The sequence below is a fragment of the Actinomadura flavalba DSM 45200 genome, from assembly GCF_000374305.1.
Lineage (GTDB): Bacteria > Actinomycetota > Actinomycetes > Streptosporangiales > Streptosporangiaceae > Spirillospora > Spirillospora flavalba.
This window is the reverse complement of the sequence record NZ_KB894097.1, coordinates 191,348-212,672: the sequence shown is the minus strand read 5'-3', so window position 1 is coordinate 212,672 and position 21,325 is coordinate 191,348. Positions and strand designations below refer to the sequence as shown.

Sequence of the window (21,325 nt, the reverse complement as noted above, 5' to 3'; positions counted from 1 at the left end):
GCGTCCTCTGTCACCCTCGCACCCGGGTATGACAGAACGTGTCCGCGACCGGAACGTCCGCCCACCTGTCCAGTATCTCCCCTGAAACGGAAGATCCACAGGGGGTGGAAGGGAGAGATGTGACCTCGGGGCGTTTTAGACTCGTCACGTGACGAAGGTGCGCGGCACCGATGAGGCGGCGGACGGCCCGTCCCCGCCGAGGCTCCGGGCGCCCGCGCACCGGGTCTCCCCGCGCGCGGTCGCCCACTGGGCGATCGAGGCGCTGCTCCTGTGGGGGATCGGCTCCGGCCTCGCCTGGGGCGTGGCCGCCTGGGTCCGCACCTCCGACTGGTCCGGACGCCCGGAATGGCTCGTCGAGCGGATCGCGTGGCTGCCCGTCGTCATCGGGGTCGCCGGGGTGTTCATGGTCGCGGTCGCGCCCGTCTGGCGGTACCGGGTGCACCGGTGGGAGGTCAGCTCCGACGTCGTCTACACCCGCACCGGCTGGTTCAACCGCGAATGGCTGCTGGTGCCGGTGGGCCGCATCCAGACCGTCGACACCGAGCAGGGCTGGATCGAACGGCTCCTCGGCCTGGCCACCATCGAGATCAACACCGCGTCGCACACCGGGTCGTCGGAGGTGGCGGGGCTCCCGGTGGACGTCGCGACCGGGCTCGCCGAGGTGCTCGCGCGCCGCGCCCACGACCTGCGCGACGACGCCACGTGAGCGTCGCGGCGCCCCAGCGGCTGCATCCGCTGACGTTCGTGGTGGGGGCCGTGCGGGAGCTGCTCGCGCTGCTGGCGGCGGGCGCGACGGTGCTGCTCGTCGGCGGCGCGTCGATGGCGTTCTACTTCGCGCTGGCCGCGCTCGCGATCGGCCTGCTGATCCACGTCGCGTCGTGGGCGACGTTCACCTACACGCTGTTCGACGACCGGATCGAGCTGCGCCGCGCCCTGATCGGACGGTCCGTCAAGAGCATCCCCCGGGAGCGCATCCGCGGCGTGGACGTCAGCGCCACGCTCGCGCACCGGCTGCTGGGCGTCGCGATCCTGCACATCGACGCGGGCGCCGACGGCGGCGAGGGCACGCTGAACGCGGTGTCGCGGACCGAGGCCGACCGGCTGCGCGGCCTCCTCCTCGCCCGGACCGCGCCTGCGGACGGGGCGGGGGAGCGGGACGCCGGGCCGCCGAGCCGGACGCTGGCGCGGATGCGCCGCCGCTGGTTCCTGTACGCGCCGCTGAGCGGCGCCTACCTGCTGACGCCGTTCGCGCTCGCGGGCAGCCTCCTCGGCACCCTCTACAACCTCGGCGACGACCTGGGCCTGATCACCCGCGACCGGCTCACCCGGCTCGGGCACGACGTCGTCGGACTGCCGCCGGTGGTGGCGGCGGTGCTGGGCGTGCTGCTGCTCGTCGCGATGCCCGTCATGTCGGTCGTGGTGTTCGCGCTGTTCAACTGGGAGTTCACGGTCACCGCGCGGGACGGGTCGATCGTCGCCGAACGCGGGATCGTCACGCGGCGCAGCGTGTCGCTGGAGCGCCGCCGCATCCGGGGCGTCGAGCTGACCGACAACCCGTTCGAGCGGGCGGCCCGGGTGGTGCGGCTCGGCGCGCTCGTCACGGGCCTCGGTGACGCCGTCCACCGGGGGCGGCTGCTGCCCGCCGCGCCCCGGCCGGTCGCGGCGCGGCTGGCGGCCGAGGTGCTGGGGCCGCTGCCGGGCCCGCTGCTGCGGCATCCGCCCGCCGCGCGGGGACGGCGGCTGGTGCGGGCGACGGCCGGGCCGGTCGTCGTCGGGGTGTTCGCGGCGACCGCCGGGCACGCCTGGGTGGTGGCGCTGTGCGCGGTGCTTGCGGTGTGCGCGGTCCCGCTCGGCCTGGACCGCTACCGGCAGCTCGGCCACGCCGCCGACGCTGAGCGCTTCACCCTGCGCGCGGGGTCGCTGCGCCGCCGCCAGGTCGTCATCGACCACTCGGCCATCGTCGGCTGGCGCCTCCGGCAGACCCTCTTCCAGCGCCGCCTCGACCTGGCCACCCTCGACGCGGGCGTCGGCGCGGGCGACGGCGGCTACCCGGCCACCGACCTCGCCACCGCCGACGCGGTCACCTTCGCCGCGTCCATCACGCCCGCCTGGGTCACACCGTTCCTGGAGACCCCCACCCCGACGGCGAGCCCGTCCCACGCGGTGGACACCGAGTAACGGCCAAACGTTCGCACGCTCTAGCGGCGCCGAAGCGGCCGCTGCGCCCGGTCGGCCCGCCCCCGCCGGACGGATGCACGGCGTGAACCGCACACCGGGCGGCGTCGCGAACGCCAGGACGCCCCGCCCCGACCCGCCCCGTGAGGCGGGGCGGGGCTGGCGGTCACTCGGGGCGGCGAGAGCTACGTACGGGGGTGTTGCGAGCGGTCGTGGCTGCGAGGGTGGACGCGAGGGCGCCCCGCCGCACTTGTGAGGTGTGGCGGGGCGCTGGTGGTGGTCACTCGGGGCGGCGGGCGCCGCACACCGGGCGGTGTTGCGAGCGGTCATGGCAGGGAGAGTGGACGCGAGGGCGCCCCGCAGCACGGTGAGGTGGGGCGGGGTGCCGGTGGTGGTCACTCAGGGCGGCGGAAGCAGCACATCGGGCGGTGTCGTGCACGTGGTCATGGCAGGGAGGGCGGACGCGAGGGCGTCCCGCCGCATGTGAAGTGGGGCGCGGCGTCGGTGGTGGTCACTCGGGGCGGTGGGCGCCGCGCACCGGGCGGTGTCGTGAACGGTCGTGGCTGCGAGGGTGGACGTGAGGGCGCCCCGCCGCACCTTGAGGTGGGGCGGGGCGCTGGTGGTGGTCACTCGGGGCGGCGGGCGCCGAACATGATCTCGTCCCAGGAGGGGACGGACGCGCGCTTGGCCTTGGGCTTGCGGCGGCCGCCGCGGGCGGCGCGCTGGGCGGCCGGGGTGTCGGACGCGGGCGTCGACGGCTTGTCGGCCGCCGCTGCGGGCATCGACGGGCGCGTCGGCGCCTTCTTCTTCTGCGCCGGGCGCTGGTGCTGCGGACGCTGCGGAGGGGCGGGCCGGGCCGCGTCGTCGGGCTCCGGCTCCTTCTCCGCGACGGGCTGCGGCTCCGGGGCGGGGCGCTCGGCCTCGTCCTCGGCGGGCGCCGGGCCGTCGTCCTCGGCCGTGGCGGGCTCCGGCTCCGGAGCGGTCTCCTCGGTGGCGACCTCCGGCTCCTTCTCCGCGACGGGCTCGGCGGCGGGCTTCTCGCGGGCCGCCTCGCGCGGCTCGTCCTCGACGCGGGACTCGGCCCTCGGCTCCGGCCGCGCGTCCTCGTCCTTCGCCGGACGCGTCTCGACGCGGGCCTCCGGGGCGTCGGAACGCTCCTGGCGCGGCTCGGCACGGACCTCGCGCGCCTCCTCCCGGCCCTCCGGCCGGGTCTCACGCGGCTCGGCCCGAACCTCCCGGGCTTCGGGCGGCGCGGGACGGTCCTCGCGGGTCTCGGCACGAAGCTCACGGGTCTCGGGCCGGTCGTCGCGGGTCTCAGCGCGGGCCTCGCGGGGCTCCGAACGGGCCTCGCGGGTGTCGGACCGGTCGTCGCGCGGCGCGGGACGAGCCTCACGGGTCTCGGACCGGTCCTCGCGGGTCTCGGCGCGGACCTCGCGGGGCTCTGAACGGGCCTCGCGGGTGTCGGAGCGGTCGTCGCGCGGGGCGGGCCGGTCGTCACGGGTCTCGGCGCGAACCTCGCGCGGCTCGGCGCGGACCTCGCGGGTTTCCGGACGGGCCTCGCGGGTGTCGGGCCGGTCTTCGCGGGGCTCGGGACGGTTCTCGCGGGTCTCGGCGCGAACCTCGCGGGGCTCTGAACGGGCCTCGCGGGTGTCGGAGCGGTCGTCGCGTGGTGCGGGACGGTCGTCGCGGGCTTCGGCGCGGACTTCGCGCGGCTCGGTCCGGACTTCGCGGGTCTCGGCGCGGGCCTCGCGGGGCTCCGGGCGGGTCTCGCGCGGTTCCGGGCGGGTCTCGCGGCGGGGCTCGTCGGGGCGGGCGTCGCGGGGCTCCGGGCGGGGCCGGAGGGGGTCGGGGCGGGGCTCGCGGGTGTCCGCGCGCGGGTCGGTGCGGGACGGGACGTCCTCGACCTCGGCGCGGACGACCGTCGGCTCGGCGGGCTCGGGGCGCGGCGCGGGCGCCGGGCGCGGCGGGACGGCGGGCGGCGGGACCTCGCGGAACGCGGGGCGGGCGTCGACCATGCGGCCGCGCTCGACGATGTACTCGCGGCGCAGGTCGGCGGCGCGCGGCGACTCGGCGCGCGCGGGCTCGGGACGGGGCGTCTCGGCCTCGGGCAGGCCGCGCGCGGGCGGCGGGTCGCTGACGACCTTCATGGCGGGCCGCCGCGGCACCAGCGGGGTGACGGTGGGCGAGACGGCGTCGTCGTCCCACTCGACGGACGTGAGCCGCGCGGCGACCTCGTCCAGCGGGGACACGTGCCGGCGGCGCGGGTCGAACACCCACTCGGCGGCGTGCGGACGGCCGCCCTCGAAGAACGAGAGCCGGATGCGCCAGGTGCTGTCCTCGCACTTCCACGCGTCCCACTCGGCCTCTTCGAGGTCGACGCCGCCGCGCGCCAAGCGCTCCTCGACGGTCTCACCGAGGGCCGGGCCGGGCGCGGACTCGCCGGGCCGGCGCACCGCGACACGCTGCGCCTGCTGGGCCATGTACTCGCGTTCCTGAAGGACGGGACCTTCGAACCAGCGAATGCGTTCGACCGGGATACCGGCCGACTCGGCGATCTCCTCCGCGGTCTCGCCGGACCGGATACGAGCCTGGATCTCCTTGGGGCGCAAGGGGTTCTCCACTTCGATCTCGAACTGGCCGAGGCGGGAGAAGTGCCCACGGACCGCCGCGCGCAGCCGGTCGTCGACGGGCAGGGTGAACCGGGTGCCTCGGCCCGCGGTGGCCAGGACGAGGTACGTACCGTCCTCGCTGACCGCGACGAGGCGGAGCTCCTGCATGCGTGTCCTTCCTGCCCTGTCCTGACGGCACGGAGGGTGCCACCGAGGGGCGCATGCGTGCCCTTCCCCCGGATTCCCGAGTCTCTCTTTCGGACACACCTGCTGCCAGCACCGTACCCGGCATGTCCGAACATCGCCGCTCTCGCAGCCCTCTTCACGAGGCAGAAGAGGGCACCTGACCAAGCTTGCCCGCGCCGTCGGCCGCCCGTGGGCCGCCTGCCGATTCTTACCGTTCCCTTTTCCACACTGTGCCTGAAGCGCTCCCGTGACTCCAGTGGTTTCGGGTTGTGAAGCTCACGTCGGGGTACCGGAACACCTTCTTCACCCCGTTAGTTCGAGATGTCGTGGTGGAGCACGTCCGCCCGCGAGGAAGGAGTCTCATCGGCATGCCGCGCAAGTTGCCGGACTGGAGCAACACCCAACTGGTCGCGAGCGGAGCGGCCACACTGGCCGCCGCGGTCGGGGCGTCGTACATCGGCGTGTACGGCACGGTCATCGGCACGGCCTTCATGAGCGTGGTCTCCACCGCCGGGGCCGTCGTCGGCAAGTACTACCTCGACCAGGGCAAGCAGCAGATCAAGGAGCGCGGCCACCTGGGCGCGTCGGCGGAGGCCCGCCGGGACGCCGTGGACGCGATGGCCGAGGCGACGTCCGCCGACCCGACCCGCCGGGCGGGCGCCGCGCACGTCGGCGGCGGCGATCCGAACGCGACGCGGCTGGACGCGTCCGGCGGCGACCCGAACGCGACCCGCGTCGACCTGCACGCCCTCGGCGGCGACCCGAACGCCACGCGCGTCGACCGTCCGGCCGCCGAGACCGTCGCGGACCACCTGGCGGCCGAGGCGGGCGAGGAGTCGCAGCGGGAGGCGGCCCGCAAGGCGGCCTGGGCGAACACGGTGGCGTGGGCGCGCCGCCACTGGCTGCGCCTGGCGGCGTCGGCGGCGACGGTGTTCGTCCTGGTCCTCGGCACGATCACGGTCTGGGAACTGGTCGCGGGCGGGATCGGCGAGGGCGGCGAGAAGGGCCCGACGGTCGTCCGCGTCTTCGGCGGCGACACCGACCGCGCTCCCACCACCCCGACCCCGAGCGTCACGCGCGACGACGGCCCCGCTCCGACGCAGAGCCCGACGGGCACGCAGGAGACCCCGGGGCCGGAGACGTCGGCTCCGGCGACGCGGACGCCGTCCACCACCCCGTCCACCCAGGCGCCGCCCACCACGGCGCCGACCACCCCGCGGCCCACCCCCACGCAGGAGGCTCCCACCACGGGCCCGACCGGTTCGCAGGACCGCCCGGCCGCTCCCGAGGAGTGACCCCGGACGCCGAGACGGCCCCCGCGAAGGTTCGCGGGGGCCGTCGCCGTGCGGCGGTCAGTCGCCGAAGACCTTGCGCGTGTAGGGGTTGGCGAAGCGGCGGCCGGGGTCCAGCTCGTCGCGCAGGGCCCGGACGTCCTTGAAGCGCGGGTAGACGGTCTCCAGGTAGGACGCGTCGCGGGTGTGGAGCTTGCCCCAGTGCGGGCGCCCGCCCATGCCGGTGAGCAGGTCCTCGACGGCGCGGAAGTAGTCCTCGTGGGGGTCCTTGTTGAAGACGTGCACGGCGATGAAGGCCGAGCGGCGGCCGTGCGCCATGGACAGCCAGGCGTCCTCGGCGGGCAGCATCCGGACCTCGATCGGGAAGCTGATCCGCCAGTCGCGGCGGGCGAACAGGGCGCGCAGCTCGCGCAGCGCGGGGACCAGGTCCTCGCGCGGGATCGCGTACTCCTGCTCCTTGAAGCGGACGGTCCGGGGGCTGGTGAACACCTTCCACGAGGTGTCGGTGTAGGTGCGGGCGCCGAGCACCCGCGCCGACACCTTGTTGATCGTCGGCGTGGTGGCGGGGACGGCGTGGGTGAGCCGGTTGATCGCGCCGAAGACGGTGTTGGACAGGAACCGGTCGTCCATCCAGTGCCGGAACGCCGACAGCGGCGCGGCCGGTCCCTCGACGCGGTTGTTGCGCTTGGTGAGGCAGCCCTCGGTGTGCGGGAACCAGTAGAACTCGAAGTGCTCGTTGGCCTCGTCGAACTCGTCGACGCGGCCGAGCACCTCGTCCCACCGCATCGGCGCCTCCTGGGCGCGCAGCAGGAACGCCGGGACGGTCTTCCAGGTGATCGCGGTGACGACGCCGAGCACGCCGAGCCCGGCGGTGGCGGCGGCGAAGAGGTCGGGGCGCTCGTCGCGCGAGCAGGTGACGACGCCGCCGTCGGCGAGGACGAGTTCGAGCGCGTGCACCTGGGAGGCGAGCCCGGCGGCGTCGCGGCCGGTGCCGTGGGTGGCGGTCTGGAGGGCTCCGGCGACGGTCTGCTCCTGGATGTCGCCCATGTTGGCCAGCGCGAGGCCGTGGTCGTCGAGCAGGCGGTTGAGCCGGTGCAGGTGCAGTCCGGCCTCGACGGTGACGAGCCCGGTCGCGGTGTCCACCGAGCGGACGCCGGTGAGCGCGTCCGGGCGCAGCAGGACGCCCTCGGCGACGGCGGCGCCGGTGAAGGAGTGGCCCGAGCCGGTCATCCGGACGGTCTGCCCCGCGTCGGCGGCGGCGGTGACGGCCGCCGCGACCTCGTCGGTGCTGGCCGGGGACACGACGCGCTGCGGGGTGGCGGTCTGGTTACCCGCCCAGTTCCGCCACTTCTGCGAGTTCACGGGGGACATGCGGCGATGCTACTCGTGGAAGGATCGTGAGGATAGTTCATGTTTCCTTCTTTTTCCGGAAAGTCGCGGCGGCCCCGATCACGGCGGCCAGCGCCGCCGCGCCTAGCGAGAGCCCGAACGCCGCCCGCGAACCGGACGCGTCCACCGCCCGTCCGGCCAGTGACGACCCGAGCGCGACGCCCACCCCGACGGTCGTCGAGACCAGCGCCAGCCCCTCGGTGAGCTGCGCGGGCGGCACCAGCCGCTCCACCAGCCCGTACCCCGGGATGATCGTGGGCGAGATCGCGAGCCCGGAGAAGAACACAACGGGCATCATCAGCCATAGATTCCCCACCAGCACCGGCGGGACGAGCACGACGGTCAGCACCGCCAGCCCGATCCGGAACCGGCGCTCCAGCGGGAACTCCCACCGCCGCGCCCCGTACCAGAGCGCCGCGACGCCGCTGCCGAGCGCGTAGCAGGCCAGCAGCGCGCCCGCCAGCCGCCGGTGGCCCTGCTCGTCGGCGAACGCCACCGCGCCGATGTCGATGGCGCTGAACACCACGCCCAGCATGAGGAACACCGGCGCCAGTGCGAACACCACAGGGTTCGCCAGCACGCCGCGCGCCCGGACGCCCGGCGTGCGCGGCCGGGGCGGCGGCTCCGAGCCGCGCTGCGCCGCCAGCGCCAGCGATCCGGCCAGCGTGCACGCCGCCGCCGCGCCGAGGCCCGCCGCCGGATGGACGCCCGTCGCCAGCGCGGTGACCAGGATCGGCCCCGCCACGAAGATCGACTCGTCCACCACGGACTCGAACGAGAACGCCGTGTGCAGCCGGCCGGGGGAGTCGCGCAGCGCGTGCGCCCACCGCGCCCGCACCCAGGCGCCCAGCGACGGCTGCGACGCCCCGGCCAGCACCGCCGCCGGGAACAGCGACCAGCGCGGCGCCCCGGCCAGCACGAGCGCGATGAGCAGCGCGGTCGCCGACGCGTTCGTCAGCACCAGCGGGACGAGCACCCGCCGCTGCCCGTACCGGTCGGCGAACCGGGCCGAGAGCGGCGCCCCGGCCGCGTACGCCAGCGACAGCGCCGCCGCCAGCAATCCGGCGATACCGTACGATCCGGTAACCGCCGAGACGAGCAGGACAATGCCGATTCCCGTCATCGACATGGACATCCGCCCCACGAACCCGGCGGCCACGAACGGCCGGGTACCCGGCACGGCGAGCAGCGCCCGGTACGGACTGACCACCCGTGATCTCCCTCCGGCACCGGCGCACGCGCGCACCGGCCCTATCCTGCGACGTCAGAAGCGTGATCACGGTATCCGGGCGCGGCAACCGCTTTTTCCCGCGCGCAGCGACTCTGGTTGGGGCTGAACGTGACGTCTCCCGCTCCCCGCCGCCCGCGCGGCGAGAAGAAGGACCGCACCGCCGTGCGCACCCGCCCGGCGGCGCCGCCGCCCCGCCGCCGTCCGGGCAGGCCGCTGCTCATCGCGGGCGCGGCCGTCCTCGCGGTGACCGCCGTCACGGGCGGCGTCGTCGCGGCCGTCACGGCGGGCGGCGAGTCCGGCCCCGCCGCGAGCGACCCGCCGCGCGGCCAGGTCACGACGATCACCGAGGAGAGCCGGCTGGCGCCGCTGCGCCGGGTCGTCCCGCCGGACGTGCTCGCGGTGTCGTCCGGCGCCCCGATCGAACAGGAACGGATCGACCGGCTCGGCCGGAACAGGGCCGTCCGCGAAGTGATCACCGTCGCGGGCGGCGCCGTCCAGCTCCAGGGCCGCTCGGTCAACGCGCTCGCCGTGGACCCGTCGGCGTTCCGCTCCTGGACGCCGCCCGGCACCGCCAAGAAGACCGACCTGTGGACGGCGCTGGCCGAGGGCGGCTTCGTCGTGTCCACCGGCGCGGCCAAGGACCTGCGGCTGCACGCGGGCATGCCGTACCCGGTCGTGGGACGGACCTCCCCGAACCTGACGATGGGCGGCACCGGCGCGCTCGGCCTGCCCGGCATCGACCTGCTCGTCGGCCGCAAGGCGGGCGCCGACATGGGCCTGGTCGACAACGTCGCCGTCCTCGTCAACGCGCCCGGCGTCGACCCCGCCAAGCTCGCCGAGCACGTCGGGAGGACGCTCGGGCAGGTGTCGGCCGTCAACCTGCACGAGGACAAGCACCAGGTCGCCGGTGACGGCAGCGGCCGTCCCGCCGACTACATGGGCCTGTACCGGGAGGGCGCCAAGCGCTGCCCCGGCCTGTCCTGGACGGTCCTCGCCGCCATCGGCCAGGTCGAGAGCGACCACGGCCGCAACGCGGGCGTCTCCAGCGCGGGCGCGCTCGGCCCGATGCAGTTCATGCCCGCCACCTGGAAGTCGTTCGGCCTGGACGGCGACGGCGACGGCAAGGCCGACATCATGAACCCCTACGACGCCATCCCCAGCGCCGCCAAGTACCTGTGCGACCACGGCGCGGCGGGCGGCGGCCAGGCGCTCTACAAGGCGGTCTGGCACTACAACCACGCCGACTGGTACGTGCAGAAGGTGCTCGGGCTGGCCCGCGCCTACCAGGCCCAGTACGGGTGACGGGCCGGGACGGGGCACCGCGCGCCGCCTGGTTGGATGGAGGCATGACGTCCTACGACGCGCTGCTCCTGGTGTCGTTCGGCGGCCCCGAGGGGCCGGGCGACGTGATCCCGTTCCTGGAGAACGTGACGCGCGGCCGGAACATCCCCCGGGAGCGCCTGGCGGCGGTCGGTGAGCACTACCACCTGTTCGGCGGCGTCAGCCCGATCAACGACCAGTGCCGGGCGCTGAAGGCCGCGATCGAGGCCGATTTCGCCGCCCACGACCTCGACCTCCCGGTGTACTGGGGCAACCGCAACTGGAGCCCCTACCTCACCGACACCGTCCGGCGGATGCGCGACGACGGCGTCCGGCGCGCCGCCGCGTTCGTCACCTCCGCCTACAGCGGCTACTCGTGCTGCCGTCAGTACCTGGACGACATCGACCGCGCCCGCGCCGAGGTCCCCGGGGCGCCGCGCATCGACAAGCTGCGGGTCTACTACGACCACCCCGGGTTCGTGGAGCCCGCCGCCGACGCCGTCCGCGACGCGCTCGCAGCGCTGCCCGCCGACCTGCGCGACGGCGCGCACGTGGCGTTCACCGCGCACAGCGTGCCGATGAGCCAGCCCGGCCGCGAGCGGTACGCCGCCGAACTGGCCGACGTCTCCCGGTACGTCGCCGCCGAGGCCGCGCCCGGCCACCCGTGGGACCTCGTCTACCAGTCGCGCAGCGGGCCGCCCAGCCAGCCGTGGCTCGAACCCGACATCGTCGACCACCTGGAGAAACTGCACGCCGCCGGGGTGCGCGCCGTCGTCGCCGCGCCGATCGGGTTCGTGTCCGACCACATGGAGGTCAAGTACGACCTCGACGTGGAGGCCGCCCAGACCGCCGAACGTCTCGGCCTCGCCTACGCGCGGGCCGCCACCCCCGGCACCGACCCGCGCTTCGTCGCGATGGTCCGGGAACTGCTGACCGAGCGCGCCACCGGCGCGCCCGGCCGTCCGGCGCTCGGGTCGCTCGGCCCGCGCCCGGACGTGTGCCCGTCCGACTGCTGCGTCCGGGAGGCGCCATGACCAGCCCGCAGGCCCTGCTGGAACTCGCCGTCGCCGTGGCGGCCGAGGCGGGCCGGATGCTCGTCGACGAGCGGCCCGCCGGGCTGGAGGTCGAGACCAAGTCCAGCCCGACCGACGTCGTCACCCAGATGGACAAGGCCGCCGAACGCCTCATCGTCGAGCGCATCCGCGCCGAGCGCCCCGGCGACGCGTTCCTCGGTGAGGAGGGCGGCGAGCAGGGCGGCGAGGGCGCGGGCGTCCGGTGGGTCATCGACCCGATCGACGGCACCGTCAACTACCTGTACGACCTGCCCGACTGGGCCGTCAGCGTCGCCGCCGAGGTGGACGGCACGGCCGTCGCGGGCGCCGTCGTGCTGCCCCGCAGGGGCGAGACGTTCACGGCCGTCGAGGGCGGCGGCGCGCTCCTGCACACCGCCTCCGGCGTCCGGGAACTCCGCGTCAACACCGGCGTCCCGCTGGACCGCGCGCTCGTCGCGACGGGGTTCGGCTACGGCGCCGACCGCCGCGCCCACCAGGCCGCCGTCCTCACCGGCGTGCTGCCGAACATCCGCGACATCCGGCGCGGCGGCTCGGCCTGCGTCGACCTGTGCGCGCTGGCGGCGGGCCGGGTGGACGCCTACTTCGAGCGCGGCGTCCAGGCGTGGGACGTCGCCGCCGGAGCCCTGATCGTGGCCGAGGCGGGCGGCCGCACCGGCGGCCTGCACGGCGCCCCGGTGAGCCCGGAGTTCGCCATCGCCGCCGCGCCCGACCTGTTCGGCGCGCTGCACGACCTGCTGGCCCCGCTCGACCCGGCCCACGACTGAGCCCGGACACGGCCACGCCCCTCGCCGGAGACCGGGAGGGGCGTGACCGAGATGCCGGGATTAGTCGTTGTCCGGCGGGGTACGGGGTGGGACGACGCCGACGTCGTTGTTGGCGGCGATGCGGCGGAGCTCGTTGATCTCCTCCTGGCGGATGTCGGCCAGGTAGGTGTCGCCCTCGGCGCGGGCGGTGCGCAGGGACGCGTAGGCGTCTTCAAGGCGTTGCTGGATGACTTGCGACAACTCGCCCATAGGGCCTCCTCCCGGGATCGTGCCCTTCGATACCCATCGCAATCCTCCGGATAAACGTGGTCGCGGCGAGATTTTCAGCGCATGTTTCGCGGGCCCGCCCTGACGTGGCACGACGCCTTACGGACGTCTTACGAGCCGCGTGCCATAGATGATGGGGCGGGACCGGCGCGGTCACGGACCGAGAACGAGGAGAAGCACGTGCGTGTTCTGGTCGTCGAGGACGAACGCGTCCTCGCGGACGCCATCGCCACCGGGCTGCGCCGCGACGCGCTCGCCGTGGACGTCGCCTACGACGGGGCGGGCGCGCTGGAGCGCGCGGGCGTCAACGACTACGACGTCATCGTCCTCGACCGCGACCTGCCCAGGGTCCACGGCGACGAGGTGTGCCGCCGCCTCATCACCGACCGCTACCCGGCCCGCATCATCATGCTCACCGCCGCCGGGGAACTGGAGGACCGCGTCGAGGGCCTGACGATCGGCGCCGACGACTACCTCGCCAAGCCGTTCGCGTTCACCGAGCTGATCGCCCGCGTCCGCGCGCTCGGCCGCCGCGCCGGGGCGCCGCGCCCGCCCGTCCTGGAGCGGTCGGGCGTCCGGCTCGACCCGGCCCGCCGCGAGGTGCTGCGCGACGGGCGCCCGGTCGAGCTGACCCGCAAGGAGTTCGCCGTGCTGGAGGTGCTGCTCGGCGCGGACGGCGCCGTCGTCTCCTCCGAGCAGCTCCTGGAGAAGGCGTGGGACGAGCACATCGACCCGTTCACCAACGTCGTCCGCGTCACGATGATGACGCTGCGCAAGAAGCTCGGCGACCCGCCCGTCATCGAGACCGTCCCGGGCGTGGGATACCGGCTGTGACGGCCGAGCAGCCCGGCGGGGCGTCCCCGCGCGAACGCGACACCGGCGAGCACGCGGTGCGGCGGTGGCCCGGCCCGGGCCCGCAGCAGTTCCCCCGCCCGGCCGCCACGCGCGGCCTGCGGCGCGAGGGCGGCTGGACGGCGGGGATGCCCCGGGTCAGCCTCCGCGTGCGCCTCACGGCCCTCTACGGGCTGCTGTTCTTCATGGCGGGCGCGCTGCTGCTGTTCGTCATGTCGGTGCTGGTCGCCGACATCCTCGGCAACATCAAGGTCATCGGCTTCAACATGAGCGAGGAGGAGGCCGCCGCCCTCCAGCACCAGTTCGTCGAGGAGACGATGCGGCAGCTCGTCGCCCGCTCGCTGGTGGCGCTCGTCGGCGTCGGCATCATCGCGCTCGTCCTCGGCTACTTCGTCGCCGACCGCGCGCTCGGCTCGCTCCAGCGCGTCACCGCGACGGCGCGGCGGCTGTCGGAGAGCACCCTGCACGAGCGCATCGCGTTGCAGGGCCCCGACGACGAGATCAAGGAGCTGGCCGACACGTTCGACGCGATGCTGGAACGGCTCGGCCAGGCGTTCGACTCCCAGCGCCGCTTCGTCGCCAACGCCTCGCACGAGCTGCGCACCCCGCTGGCCATCAACCGGACGCTGCTGGAGGTCGCTCTGGGCGACCCGGAGGCGTCCGACGACCTGCGCACGGTCGGCCGCACCCTGCTGGCCACCAACGCCCGCCACGAACGGCTCATCGAAGGACTGCTGCTGCTGGCCCGCAGCGAACGCGAGCTGACCACCCGCAGCGCCGTCGACCTCGCCGACGTCGCCGGGACCGTCCTGGAGAACGCCGCCCGCCACGACCTCGCCAACGACGTCACCGTGCACCGCGAGCTGACGAGCGGCACCGCCCCCGGCGACCCGGTGCTGCTGGAGCACCTGGTGTCGAACCTGGTCGACAACGCGATCAAGCACAACGACGACGGCGGCGAGGTGTGGGTCCGCACCGGCGTCCTGGACGGCCACGCGACCGTCCAGGTCGAGAACACCGGCCCGATCGTCCCCGGCTACGAGGTGGAGCGGCTGTTCGAGCCGTTCCGGCGGCTCAACGCCGACCGGCTGGAGTCGGCCAAGGGCGCCGGGCTCGGGCTGTCGATCGTCCGTTCGGTGGTGCTGGCGCACCGGGGCACCGTCTACGCCACGCCCCGCCACGGCGGCGGCCTCATCGTCACGATCCGGCTGCCGCTCGCGCCGTCCTGAGCGCGCGCCGCCCCGTCCCGGCCGCGCCGGGACGGGGCGCCCGCGTCACTGCTTGCTGACCTGGCCGTACGCCTCGGCGCTGCCGGTGCCGGCGCTGTTCTGCCGCCACTCCCAGCGCAGGCCGCCGCCCGACGGGATGAACGTGACGTAGCCGCTGGCGCAGTCGCTGCCCGTGCTGATCGCCTCCTCGCGGTAGACGAACCTGCCGTCGTCCTCCGAGAGCAGCGTCAGCCGCGTCACGCACGTGCGGTGCTCGGTGGTCGGGTAGCGGTAGGACGCCGTCCCGGACCGGCCGAGCAGGAAGAACGACGGCTCGAACACGCGCGCCGACGCGACCGCGCCCGGCTGGTTGCCGGTGCCGCGGAACGTGCCGAGGAGCCCGCCGCGCGACGAGGTGAACGTCGGCCCGGGGATCGCCGGGGCCGAGTAGCTCGACGGCAGCGAGGTGGGGATCTCCGGCTCGTCGTCGCCGCTCGCCAGCACGGCGAACATGACGATGAGCAGGATGCCGACCAGCAGCACCGCGCCGCAGCCGATGCCGACGATCAGCCCGGTGTTGGACCCCGACCGCTGCTGCGGCGGCGGACCGTAGGGGCCGGGCGGCGCCGTGTGCATCGGCGGCGGCGTGTGCTGCGGGCCCGGACCGCCCTGGTACATCGGCATGGGCGGCGGGGTGACGGCGCGCGGCGGCGGCGTGTGGAACTGCTGCGGCTGGTACTGCGGCGGACCCTGCTGGTGCGCGGCCTGCTGCGCCTGGTGCAGCGGCATCGGCGGCGGCGTCAGCGGCTGCGGGGGAGGCGTGTGCGGGCGCTGCCGGACGGGCGGCGGCGAGGGAAGCTGCGACGCGATCCGGGTGCCCTGGTTGAGCAGGTCCTCGGAGTCGGCCGACCCCGCGGGCGCCGCGCCTGCGGCGTCAAGCAGGTTGAGCAGCAGTTGCGCGGCCGGGGGACGCAGCCCCGCGTCCTTGGACAGGCAGCGCGCGATGACGTCGCGCAGCGGACCGGCTGGCAGCGCCGACAGGTCCGGCTCCTCGTTGAGGATCTTGTTGATGATGACGGGCAGCGTCTCGGCCTCGAACGGGGACTGCCCCGTCGCGGCGAACACCATCGTCGCGCCCCAGGCGAAGATGTCCACGGCGGGCGTCAGCGGCGCGCCGGTGAGCTGCTCGGGGGCCAGGTAGCCGGGGGTGCCGACGACCATGCCCGTCGCGGTGACGGCGCTCTCCTGCGAGTTGACCGTCCGGGCGATGCCGAAGTCGACCACGCGCGGGCCGTCGGACGCCAGCATGACGTTGTTGGGCTTGAAGTCGCGGTGCACGATCCCGGCCTCGTGGATCGCGGCGAGGGCCGTGACGGTGCCGATGGCGAGCCGTTCCAGGTCCTGGAGGCCGAACGGCCCCTGCCGGGCGATCAGGTCGTGCAGGGACGGCCCGTCGATGAACTCGCTGACGACGTAGGGCTGGTCGCCGTGGACGTCGGCCTCCAGCACCCGCGCGGTGCAGAACGGCTCGACCTTCTGCGCCGCGGCGACCTCGCGGGTGAAGCGGGCGCGGGCGGAGGGGTCGCTGGCCATCTGCGCGTGCAGCAGCTTGATGGCGACGTAATCGCCACCGCCGCGGACCCGGCCGAGGAAGACCGCGCCCTGCCCGCCCGCGCCGAGGCGGCCGACGACCTCGTACTGTCCCAGTGCCCGGGGGTCGCCAGGCTCCAGGGGAGCGGCATCCGGCATCGAAATCCTCCTGTGCGGCGTTGTTCGGTGCCCGCCCGAGGTTTCGTCCCTCGGTGACAGGCGGGCACGATATCGCGTTAGTTCAGACGTTTCACCGCACGTTCTGGTTCGCCGCTTCGGCGGGCGGGTATCGAGACCTGCCGACCGGACGTCACGCCGACGCGCCGGCGGGGACGCCCGGAGGTCGTGTGGGACTGGCAGGCCGACGCGCGCGACGGCGCGCATACCGATATGATCCCGCCGCCGCGGGTCGCCCCGGTGGGAACCGTGGCCTGGTCCATCGCACGACGTCCCGGCCCGCAGTGACGGAAACCACATGTTCCGCCGTGCGGGTGGGTGATGGCCGTCACGTGTGGGAATCGTCGCGCCTCGTGTGGCGAGCGTCACCGGACGTGACAGAATTTCCCGCCCGGTTCGGGCACAAGAACGGCCTCTCGTGCGTTAGATCCGCGCGACGGGGCGCATAAAGCATCGAGGGGGATGGAGACAGAAGATGGCGACCGACTACGACAGCCCACGCAAGACCGACGACGACATCAACGAGGACAGCCTTCAGGAGCTCCAGGCCCGGCGGGCCGACAAGGCGGCCAGCATCATCGACGAGGACCTGGACGCCGGCGAGGTCGCCGAGCTTCCGGGCGCCGACCTGTCGAACGAGGAGCTGACCTTCCGCGTCGTGCCGCGCCAGGCGGACGAGTTCACCTGCACGCGGTGCTTCCTGGTGCACCACCGCAGCCAGCTCGCCAGCGAGAAGAACGGCCGGCTGATCTGCCGCGAGTGCGCCGCCTGAACGAAGGAGTAACGCCGTGACGGGAGAACTGGAGCGATCCGGGAGGACGGACGGCGCGGTGGAACCGGCCGACGACACGGCCGGTTCCGCCGAGATCGGCGCGTTGATCGGCCGGCTCAGCGCCGGCGACGACATGGACGGCGAGACGCGCGGCCGGTTGCTGGGCCGCCTGGCCCGGCTGCTGGCCTCCAGCGCGAAGAAGGCCGGTGCGGCGGGCGTCGCCCGCGGCCGGTGGCTGAGCGACGTGCTGATCGCGGCCGGGCCGCACATCCCGATCCGCGATCTGGCGACGCTCCGCGAGCATCATCACGGCCTGCTCGGTGAGGAGCTGGCCGACAACGTCGTGCGGGTGGCGGGCAACGCGACCACGGCCGTCGGCGCGGCCGGCGGCGCACTGGCGGCGGTGTCCTACGCGGCCCCGCCGCTGCTGCTGTCGACCCCGGCCCGGCTGGCCGCCGAGACGCTCGTCATCGCGGCGATCGAGGTCAAGATGATCGCCGAGCTGCACGAGATCTACGGCGTGCGGGTCGAGGGGTCGGGGACGGTGCGCGGCGCGTCGTTCCTGACGGCCTGGGCCAAGCAGCGCGGCGTCAACCCGCTGGAGGACGGCACGCTGGCCAGCGTGGTCGGCACGGCCGCCAAGGCGGCGCTGCGCAAGCGGCTGCTGAAAACGATGGGGCGGAGCATGAGCACGCTCGGCCCGTTCCTGACCGGCGCGGCGGCGGGCGCCGTGCTCAACCGGGCGGCGACGAAGAAGCTCGCCCAGGTCGTCCGCAACGACCTGCGCGGCGGCCCCGGGATTCCCCCTCCCGGCGTGCCGATTATGCCTCCGGGCGCGCGCTAGCGGCCGGAAGCGGTCAGCGGAAGTCGAGTTCCCCGGCGACCGAGTCGCGTCCGGTGAGCCACATCCCGAGGGCTTCGCGGGTGCCGCGCACCTCCGGGCCGCGCCCGACCGGGCGGTGGCCGTCGGTGGGGACGAGCCGGTGCCGCAGCGAGCGGCGGTTGAGCCACAGGCTGAGCTGAAGCCCCTCGCGGAAGATCGCGGTGGCGACGTCGCCGGGGACCGGGCGGCTGCGGCCGAGGCCCCGCACGACGTCCTGGTGGTGGACGCCAAGGTCGCCGAGCAGGATCGCCGCGCCGAGGCGGCTGGTGAGGCTCGGGTTGTCCGCCCAGTGCGCCGCCCATCGCATCAGCCGCGTCCGGGAGATCGTCCGGGCGCGGTCGGCCTGCGCCTGGTTGGCGGCGTTGACGCGCGGCCCGTACGGCAGGTAGGTCGTGAGGTAGTCGAGGCCGATCACGTGGCCGAGGACGTCGCGCGGCGCCCAGCCGGCGCACAGCGTGGGGCCGGAGTCGAACTCCTCGTCGCTCAGCGCGTCGAGGGTGGCGATGAGGCGGTGGCGTTCGGCGCGGAGCGACGTCTCGTACGGGAGGGTGGGCGCGCGCATCGCGGTCGGTCCCTTCGTCGGGGGAGCGACCACGATACGCACGCGGGGTCCGGGGCTCTTACTCGACCCCCCGTCCAATGCGGACGGTTCAGACCTCGATCTTCAGGTGGTGCGGCAGCTCGCCGGTGCCCTTGGCCCACTGCTGGGCGGCGGCGCGGGTGGCGAGCAGCCGGGCCACCTCCATGCCGATGCCCATCACGATGACCCAGCCGACGGCCTCGCGCAGCGCGACCTCCGGCGACTCGGGGTTGGTCGGCGGCTCCTTGCCGGTGCCCTTCTTCCAGGCCAGCGCGATCGCCTTCTTGGCGACGAAGCCGCCCGCGAAGGCCGCGGCTCCGGCGGTGAGCCGCCAGCCGATGTCACCTCTGTCCGCCATGTCGTCCTCCCGTCGTCCTTCTGCGCGTCCGACGCTACCGGAATCGGACCGCCCAAATACGATGGGGCGATGACCGACCAGCCGCGTACGCCGCACGTTCCCGCCAAGCCCTCCCTGGACGGCCTGGAGGACCGGTGGGTACGCGTCTGGGACGACGACGCCGTCTACCGGTTCGACCGGAACCGCCCCCGCGCGGAGGTCTACGCGATCGACACCCCGCCGCCCACGGTGTCGGGGTCGCTGCACGTCGGGCACGTCTTCTCCTACACCCAGACCGACGCGATCGCCCGCTACCAGCGGATGCGCGGCCGGGCCGTGTTCTATCCGATGGGCTGGGACGACAACGGCCTGCCGACCGAGCGGCGGGTGCAGAACCACTTCGGCGTCCGCTGCGATCCGTCGGTCCCGTACGACGCCGGTTTCGAGCCCCCGGCCAAACCGGACCCCAAACGGCAGATCCCCATCTCTCGGCGGAACTTCATCGAGCTGTGCGAGCGGCTCACCGAGGTGGACGAGAAGGCGTTCGAGGAGATGTGGCGCCGCGTCGGCCTCTCGGTCGACTGGAGCCTGCTCTACACGACGATCGGCGCCGACGCCCGGCGCGCGTCGCAGCGCGCGTTCCTGCGCAACCTGGCCCGGGGCGAGGCGTACCTGGCCGAGGCGCCGACCCTGTGGGACGTCACGTTCCGCACGGCCGTCGCGCAGGCCGAGCTGGAGGACCGCGACCAGCCCGGCGCGTTCTACCGGCTGAGGTTCCACGGCGGGGAACGCCCCGTCTACATCGAGACGACCCGTCCCGAGCTGCTGCCCGCGTGCGTCGCGCTGGTCGCCCACCCCGACGACGAGCGCTACCGGGAGCTGTTCGGCACGACGGTCCGCACGCCGCTGTTCGGCGTCGAGGTGCCGGTGCTCGCGCACCGCCTGGCCGACCCGGAGAAGGGGTCGGGCCTGGTGATGGTCTGCACGTTCGGCGACGTCACCGACGTCACCTGGTGGCGCGAACTCGACCTGCCCACCCGGCCCGTGCTCGGCTGGGACGGCCGGTTCGCCGCCGAGCCGCCCGCCGGGGTGCCCGCGAGCCCGTACGACGAGCTGGCCGGCAAGACGGTGTTCTCCGCCAAGGAGCGCGTGGTCGAGCTGCTGCGCGCGTCCGGCGACCTGGACGGCGAGCCGCGCACGGTCACGCGCCCGGTGAAGTTCTTCGAGAAGGGCGGCAAGCCCCTGGAGATCGTCACGACGCGGCAGTGGTACCTGCGCAACGGCGGCCGCGACGCCGCCGTGCGCGACCGCCTCGTCGACCGGGGCCGTCAGCTCGCCTGGCACCCGCCGTACATGCGGGCCCGGTACGAGAACTGGGTCGAGGGCCTGAACGGCGACTGGCTGATCTCGCGGCAGCGGTTCTTCGGCGTCCCGTTCCCGGTCTGGTATCCGCTGGACGACGCGGGCGAGCCCCGCTACGACGCGCCGATCCTGCCCGCCGAGGACGACCTGCCGATCGACCCCGCGTCGGACGTCCCGTCCGGGTTCACCGAGGATCGGCGCGGCAGGCCGGGCGGGTTCCTGGGCGACCCCGACGTCATGGACACCTGGGCGACGTCGTCGCTGACGCCGCAGATCGCGGGCGGCTGGGAGCGCGACCCGGACCTGTTCCGTCGCGTGTTCCCCTACGACCTGCGCCCGCAGGCGCACGACATCATCCGCACCTGGCTGTTCTCCACGGTCGTCCGCGCCGACCTGGAGCACGGGTCGCCGCCGTGGACGGACACCGCGCTCGCGGGCTGGATTCTCGATCCCGACCGCAAGAAGATGTCCAAGTCCAAGGGCAACGTCGTCACGCCGATCGACCTGCTGCGCGAGTTCGGCACCGACGCCGTGCGGTACTGGGCGGCGAGCGGCCGTCCGGGCACCGACACCGCGTTCGACACCGGGCAGATCAAGGTGGGGCGCCGTCTGGCGATCAAGCTGCTGAACGCGTCGAAGTTCGTGCTCGGCATCGGGGACGTCGCCCCGGACGCGCCCGTCGCGCACCCGCTCGACCAGGCGATGCTGCGCGCGCTGGCGCTCGTCGTCGCGGACGCCACGCGCGCCTTCGACGCCTACGACTACGCCCGCGCGCTGGAGCGCACCGAGCGCTTCTTCTGGGAGTTCTGCGACGACTACCTGGAGCTCGTCAAGACCCGCGCCTACGGCGAGGGCGCCGAGGCGCAGTCGGCCCGCGCCGCGCTGCGCACGGCCCTGTCGGTGCTGCTCCGGCTGTTCGCGCCGATCCTGCCGTTCGTCACCGAGGAGGTCTGGTCGTGGTGGCGCGACGGCTCGGTGCACCGGGCGTCGTGGCCGTCGGCCGACGACCTGCCCGGCACCGGCGACACGATCACGCTGACCGTCACGGCCGAGGCCCTGCGCCAGGTGCGCAAGGCCAAGTCGGCGGCGAAGGCGTCGATGCGCGCCGAGGTGGCGCGGGCGGTCGTGGCGGGCGCCGAGGCGGCCAAGATCGCCCGCGACGACCTGGCCGCCGCCGGGCACATCACCGACCTCGACGTCCGCGAGGGCTCCGCCGACCTCGCCGTCGAGGTCGTCCTGGCCTGACCGGGCCGCCCGC

18 protein-coding genes are annotated in these 21,325 nt (G+C 74.3%); 11 read left to right on the top strand and 7 right to left on the bottom strand.

Features of this window, described 5'->3' with window-relative positions; translation table 11 throughout:
- Window positions 1-148: 148 nt before the first annotated feature.
- Together C229_RS0119710 and C229_RS0119705 are read left to right on the top strand one after the other, a co-directional pair.
- Window positions 149-706, top strand: coding sequence for a PH domain-containing protein (locus C229_RS0119710; RefSeq protein WP_018656826.1), 558 nt, complete (start codon window positions 149-151; stop codon window positions 704-706).
- Entirely contained in the window at window positions 703-2,178 is a 1,476-nt protein-coding gene (locus C229_RS0119705) for a PH domain-containing protein (protein WP_018656825.1), read from the top strand. Before C229_RS0119710 ends, C229_RS0119705 begins: the two co-directional genes overlap by 4 nt.
- 623 nt (window positions 2,179-2,801) lie before the next feature.
- On the opposite strand, the gene sepH is transcribed toward C229_RS0119705, so the two are convergent.
- Window positions 2,802-4,952 (bottom strand): septation protein SepH, encoded by a 2,151-nt coding sequence (gene sepH, locus C229_RS35820; RefSeq protein WP_018656824.1) that lies wholly within the window; start codon window positions 4,950-4,952, stop codon window positions 2,802-2,804.
- Between the two features lie 386 nt (window positions 4,953-5,338).
- Here sepH and C229_RS0119695 point away from each other — a divergent pair, with 386 nt between their 5' ends.
- Window positions 5,339-6,265 (top strand): hypothetical protein, encoded by a 927-nt coding sequence (locus tag C229_RS0119695; protein WP_018656823.1) that lies wholly within the window; start codon window positions 5,339-5,341, stop codon window positions 6,263-6,265.
- 57 nt (window positions 6,266-6,322) lie between these two features.
- Here the strand turns inward: C229_RS0119695 and C229_RS0119690 are convergent, their stop codons facing one another.
- A complete protein-coding gene (locus C229_RS0119690) occupies window positions 6,323-7,633 on the bottom strand; it encodes a D-arabinono-1,4-lactone oxidase (protein ID WP_018656822.1) in 1,311 nt (436 codons plus the stop codon).
- Window positions 7,634-7,670: 37 nt separating this feature from the next.
- A complete protein-coding gene (locus C229_RS0119685; protein WP_018656821.1) occupies window positions 7,671-8,861 on the bottom strand; it encodes an MFS transporter in 1,191 nt (396 codons plus the stop codon).
- A gap of 129 nt (window positions 8,862-8,990) precedes the next feature.
- Between C229_RS0119685 and C229_RS0119680 the strand changes: the two genes are divergently transcribed.
- The 3 genes from C229_RS0119680 to C229_RS0119670 are packed head-to-tail and all read left to right on the top strand — an operon-like array spanning window position 8,991 to window position 12,039.
- Window positions 8,991-10,184, top strand: a complete 1,194-nt coding sequence (locus tag C229_RS0119680) for a lytic transglycosylase domain-containing protein (protein WP_240487346.1) — start codon at window positions 8,991-8,993, stop codon at window positions 10,182-10,184.
- A gap of 44 nt (window positions 10,185-10,228) precedes the next feature.
- A complete protein-coding gene (locus C229_RS0119675) occupies window positions 10,229-11,236 on the top strand; it encodes a ferrochelatase (RefSeq protein WP_018656819.1) in 1,008 nt (335 codons plus the stop codon).
- Complete coding sequence (locus C229_RS0119670; protein ID WP_018656818.1) at window positions 11,233-12,039, top strand: inositol monophosphatase family protein; 807 nt, start codon at window positions 11,233-11,235, stop codon at window positions 12,037-12,039. The genes C229_RS0119675 and C229_RS0119670 overlap by 4 nt, the downstream gene beginning before the upstream one ends.
- A 60-nt stretch (window positions 12,040-12,099) precedes the next feature.
- Here C229_RS0119670 and C229_RS0119665 read toward each other — a convergent pair whose 3' ends face one another.
- Window positions 12,100-12,288 (bottom strand): hypothetical protein, encoded by a 189-nt coding sequence (locus C229_RS0119665; protein ID WP_018656817.1) that lies wholly within the window; start codon window positions 12,286-12,288, stop codon window positions 12,100-12,102.
- Window positions 12,289-12,486: 198 nt separating this feature from the next.
- Between C229_RS0119665 and C229_RS0119660 the strand changes: the two genes are divergently transcribed.
- Together C229_RS0119660 and C229_RS0119655 are read left to right on the top strand one after the other, a co-directional pair.
- Window positions 12,487-13,140, top strand: a complete 654-nt coding sequence (locus C229_RS0119660; protein ID WP_018656816.1) for a response regulator transcription factor — start codon at window positions 12,487-12,489, stop codon at window positions 13,138-13,140.
- Window positions 13,137-14,387 (top strand): sensor histidine kinase, encoded by a 1,251-nt coding sequence (locus tag C229_RS0119655; RefSeq protein ID WP_018656815.1) that lies wholly within the window; start codon window positions 13,137-13,139, stop codon window positions 14,385-14,387. The genes C229_RS0119660 and C229_RS0119655 overlap by 4 nt, the downstream gene beginning before the upstream one ends.
- A 45-nt stretch (window positions 14,388-14,432) precedes the next feature.
- Here C229_RS0119655 and C229_RS0119650 read toward each other — a convergent pair whose 3' ends face one another.
- A complete protein-coding gene (locus tag C229_RS0119650) occupies window positions 14,433-16,115 on the bottom strand; it encodes a serine/threonine-protein kinase (protein ID WP_018656814.1) in 1,683 nt (560 codons plus the stop codon).
- Between the two features lie 493 nt (window positions 16,116-16,608).
- On the opposite strand from C229_RS0119650, the gene C229_RS0119645 reads away from it, so the two are divergent.
- Together C229_RS0119645 and C229_RS0119640 are read left to right on the top strand one after the other, a co-directional pair.
- Window positions 16,609-16,905: a DUF4193 domain-containing protein gene (locus C229_RS0119645; protein WP_018656813.1), complete on the top strand. Its 297-nt coding sequence runs from the start codon at window positions 16,609-16,611 to the stop codon at window positions 16,903-16,905.
- Window positions 16,906-16,921: 16 nt separating this feature from the next.
- Window positions 16,922-17,749, top strand: coding sequence for a hypothetical protein (locus C229_RS0119640; RefSeq protein ID WP_240487345.1), 828 nt, complete (start codon window positions 16,922-16,924; stop codon window positions 17,747-17,749).
- A gap of 13 nt (window positions 17,750-17,762) precedes the next feature.
- Here the strand turns inward: C229_RS0119640 and C229_RS0119635 are convergent, their stop codons facing one another.
- Together C229_RS0119635 and C229_RS0119630 are read right to left on the bottom strand one after the other, a co-directional pair.
- A complete protein-coding gene (locus C229_RS0119635; RefSeq protein WP_018656811.1) occupies window positions 17,763-18,350 on the bottom strand; it encodes a maleylpyruvate isomerase family mycothiol-dependent enzyme in 588 nt (195 codons plus the stop codon).
- Between the two features lie 88 nt (window positions 18,351-18,438).
- Complete coding sequence (locus tag C229_RS0119630) at window positions 18,439-18,726, bottom strand: DUF4235 domain-containing protein (RefSeq protein ID WP_018656810.1); 288 nt, start codon at window positions 18,724-18,726, stop codon at window positions 18,439-18,441.
- 69 nt (window positions 18,727-18,795) lie between these two features.
- On the opposite strand from C229_RS0119630, the gene valS reads away from it, so the two are divergent.
- Window positions 18,796-21,312: a valine--tRNA ligase gene (valS, locus tag C229_RS0119625; RefSeq protein WP_018656809.1), complete on the top strand. Its 2,517-nt coding sequence runs from the start codon at window positions 18,796-18,798 to the stop codon at window positions 21,310-21,312.
- Window positions 21,313-21,325: the final 13 nt, after the last annotated feature.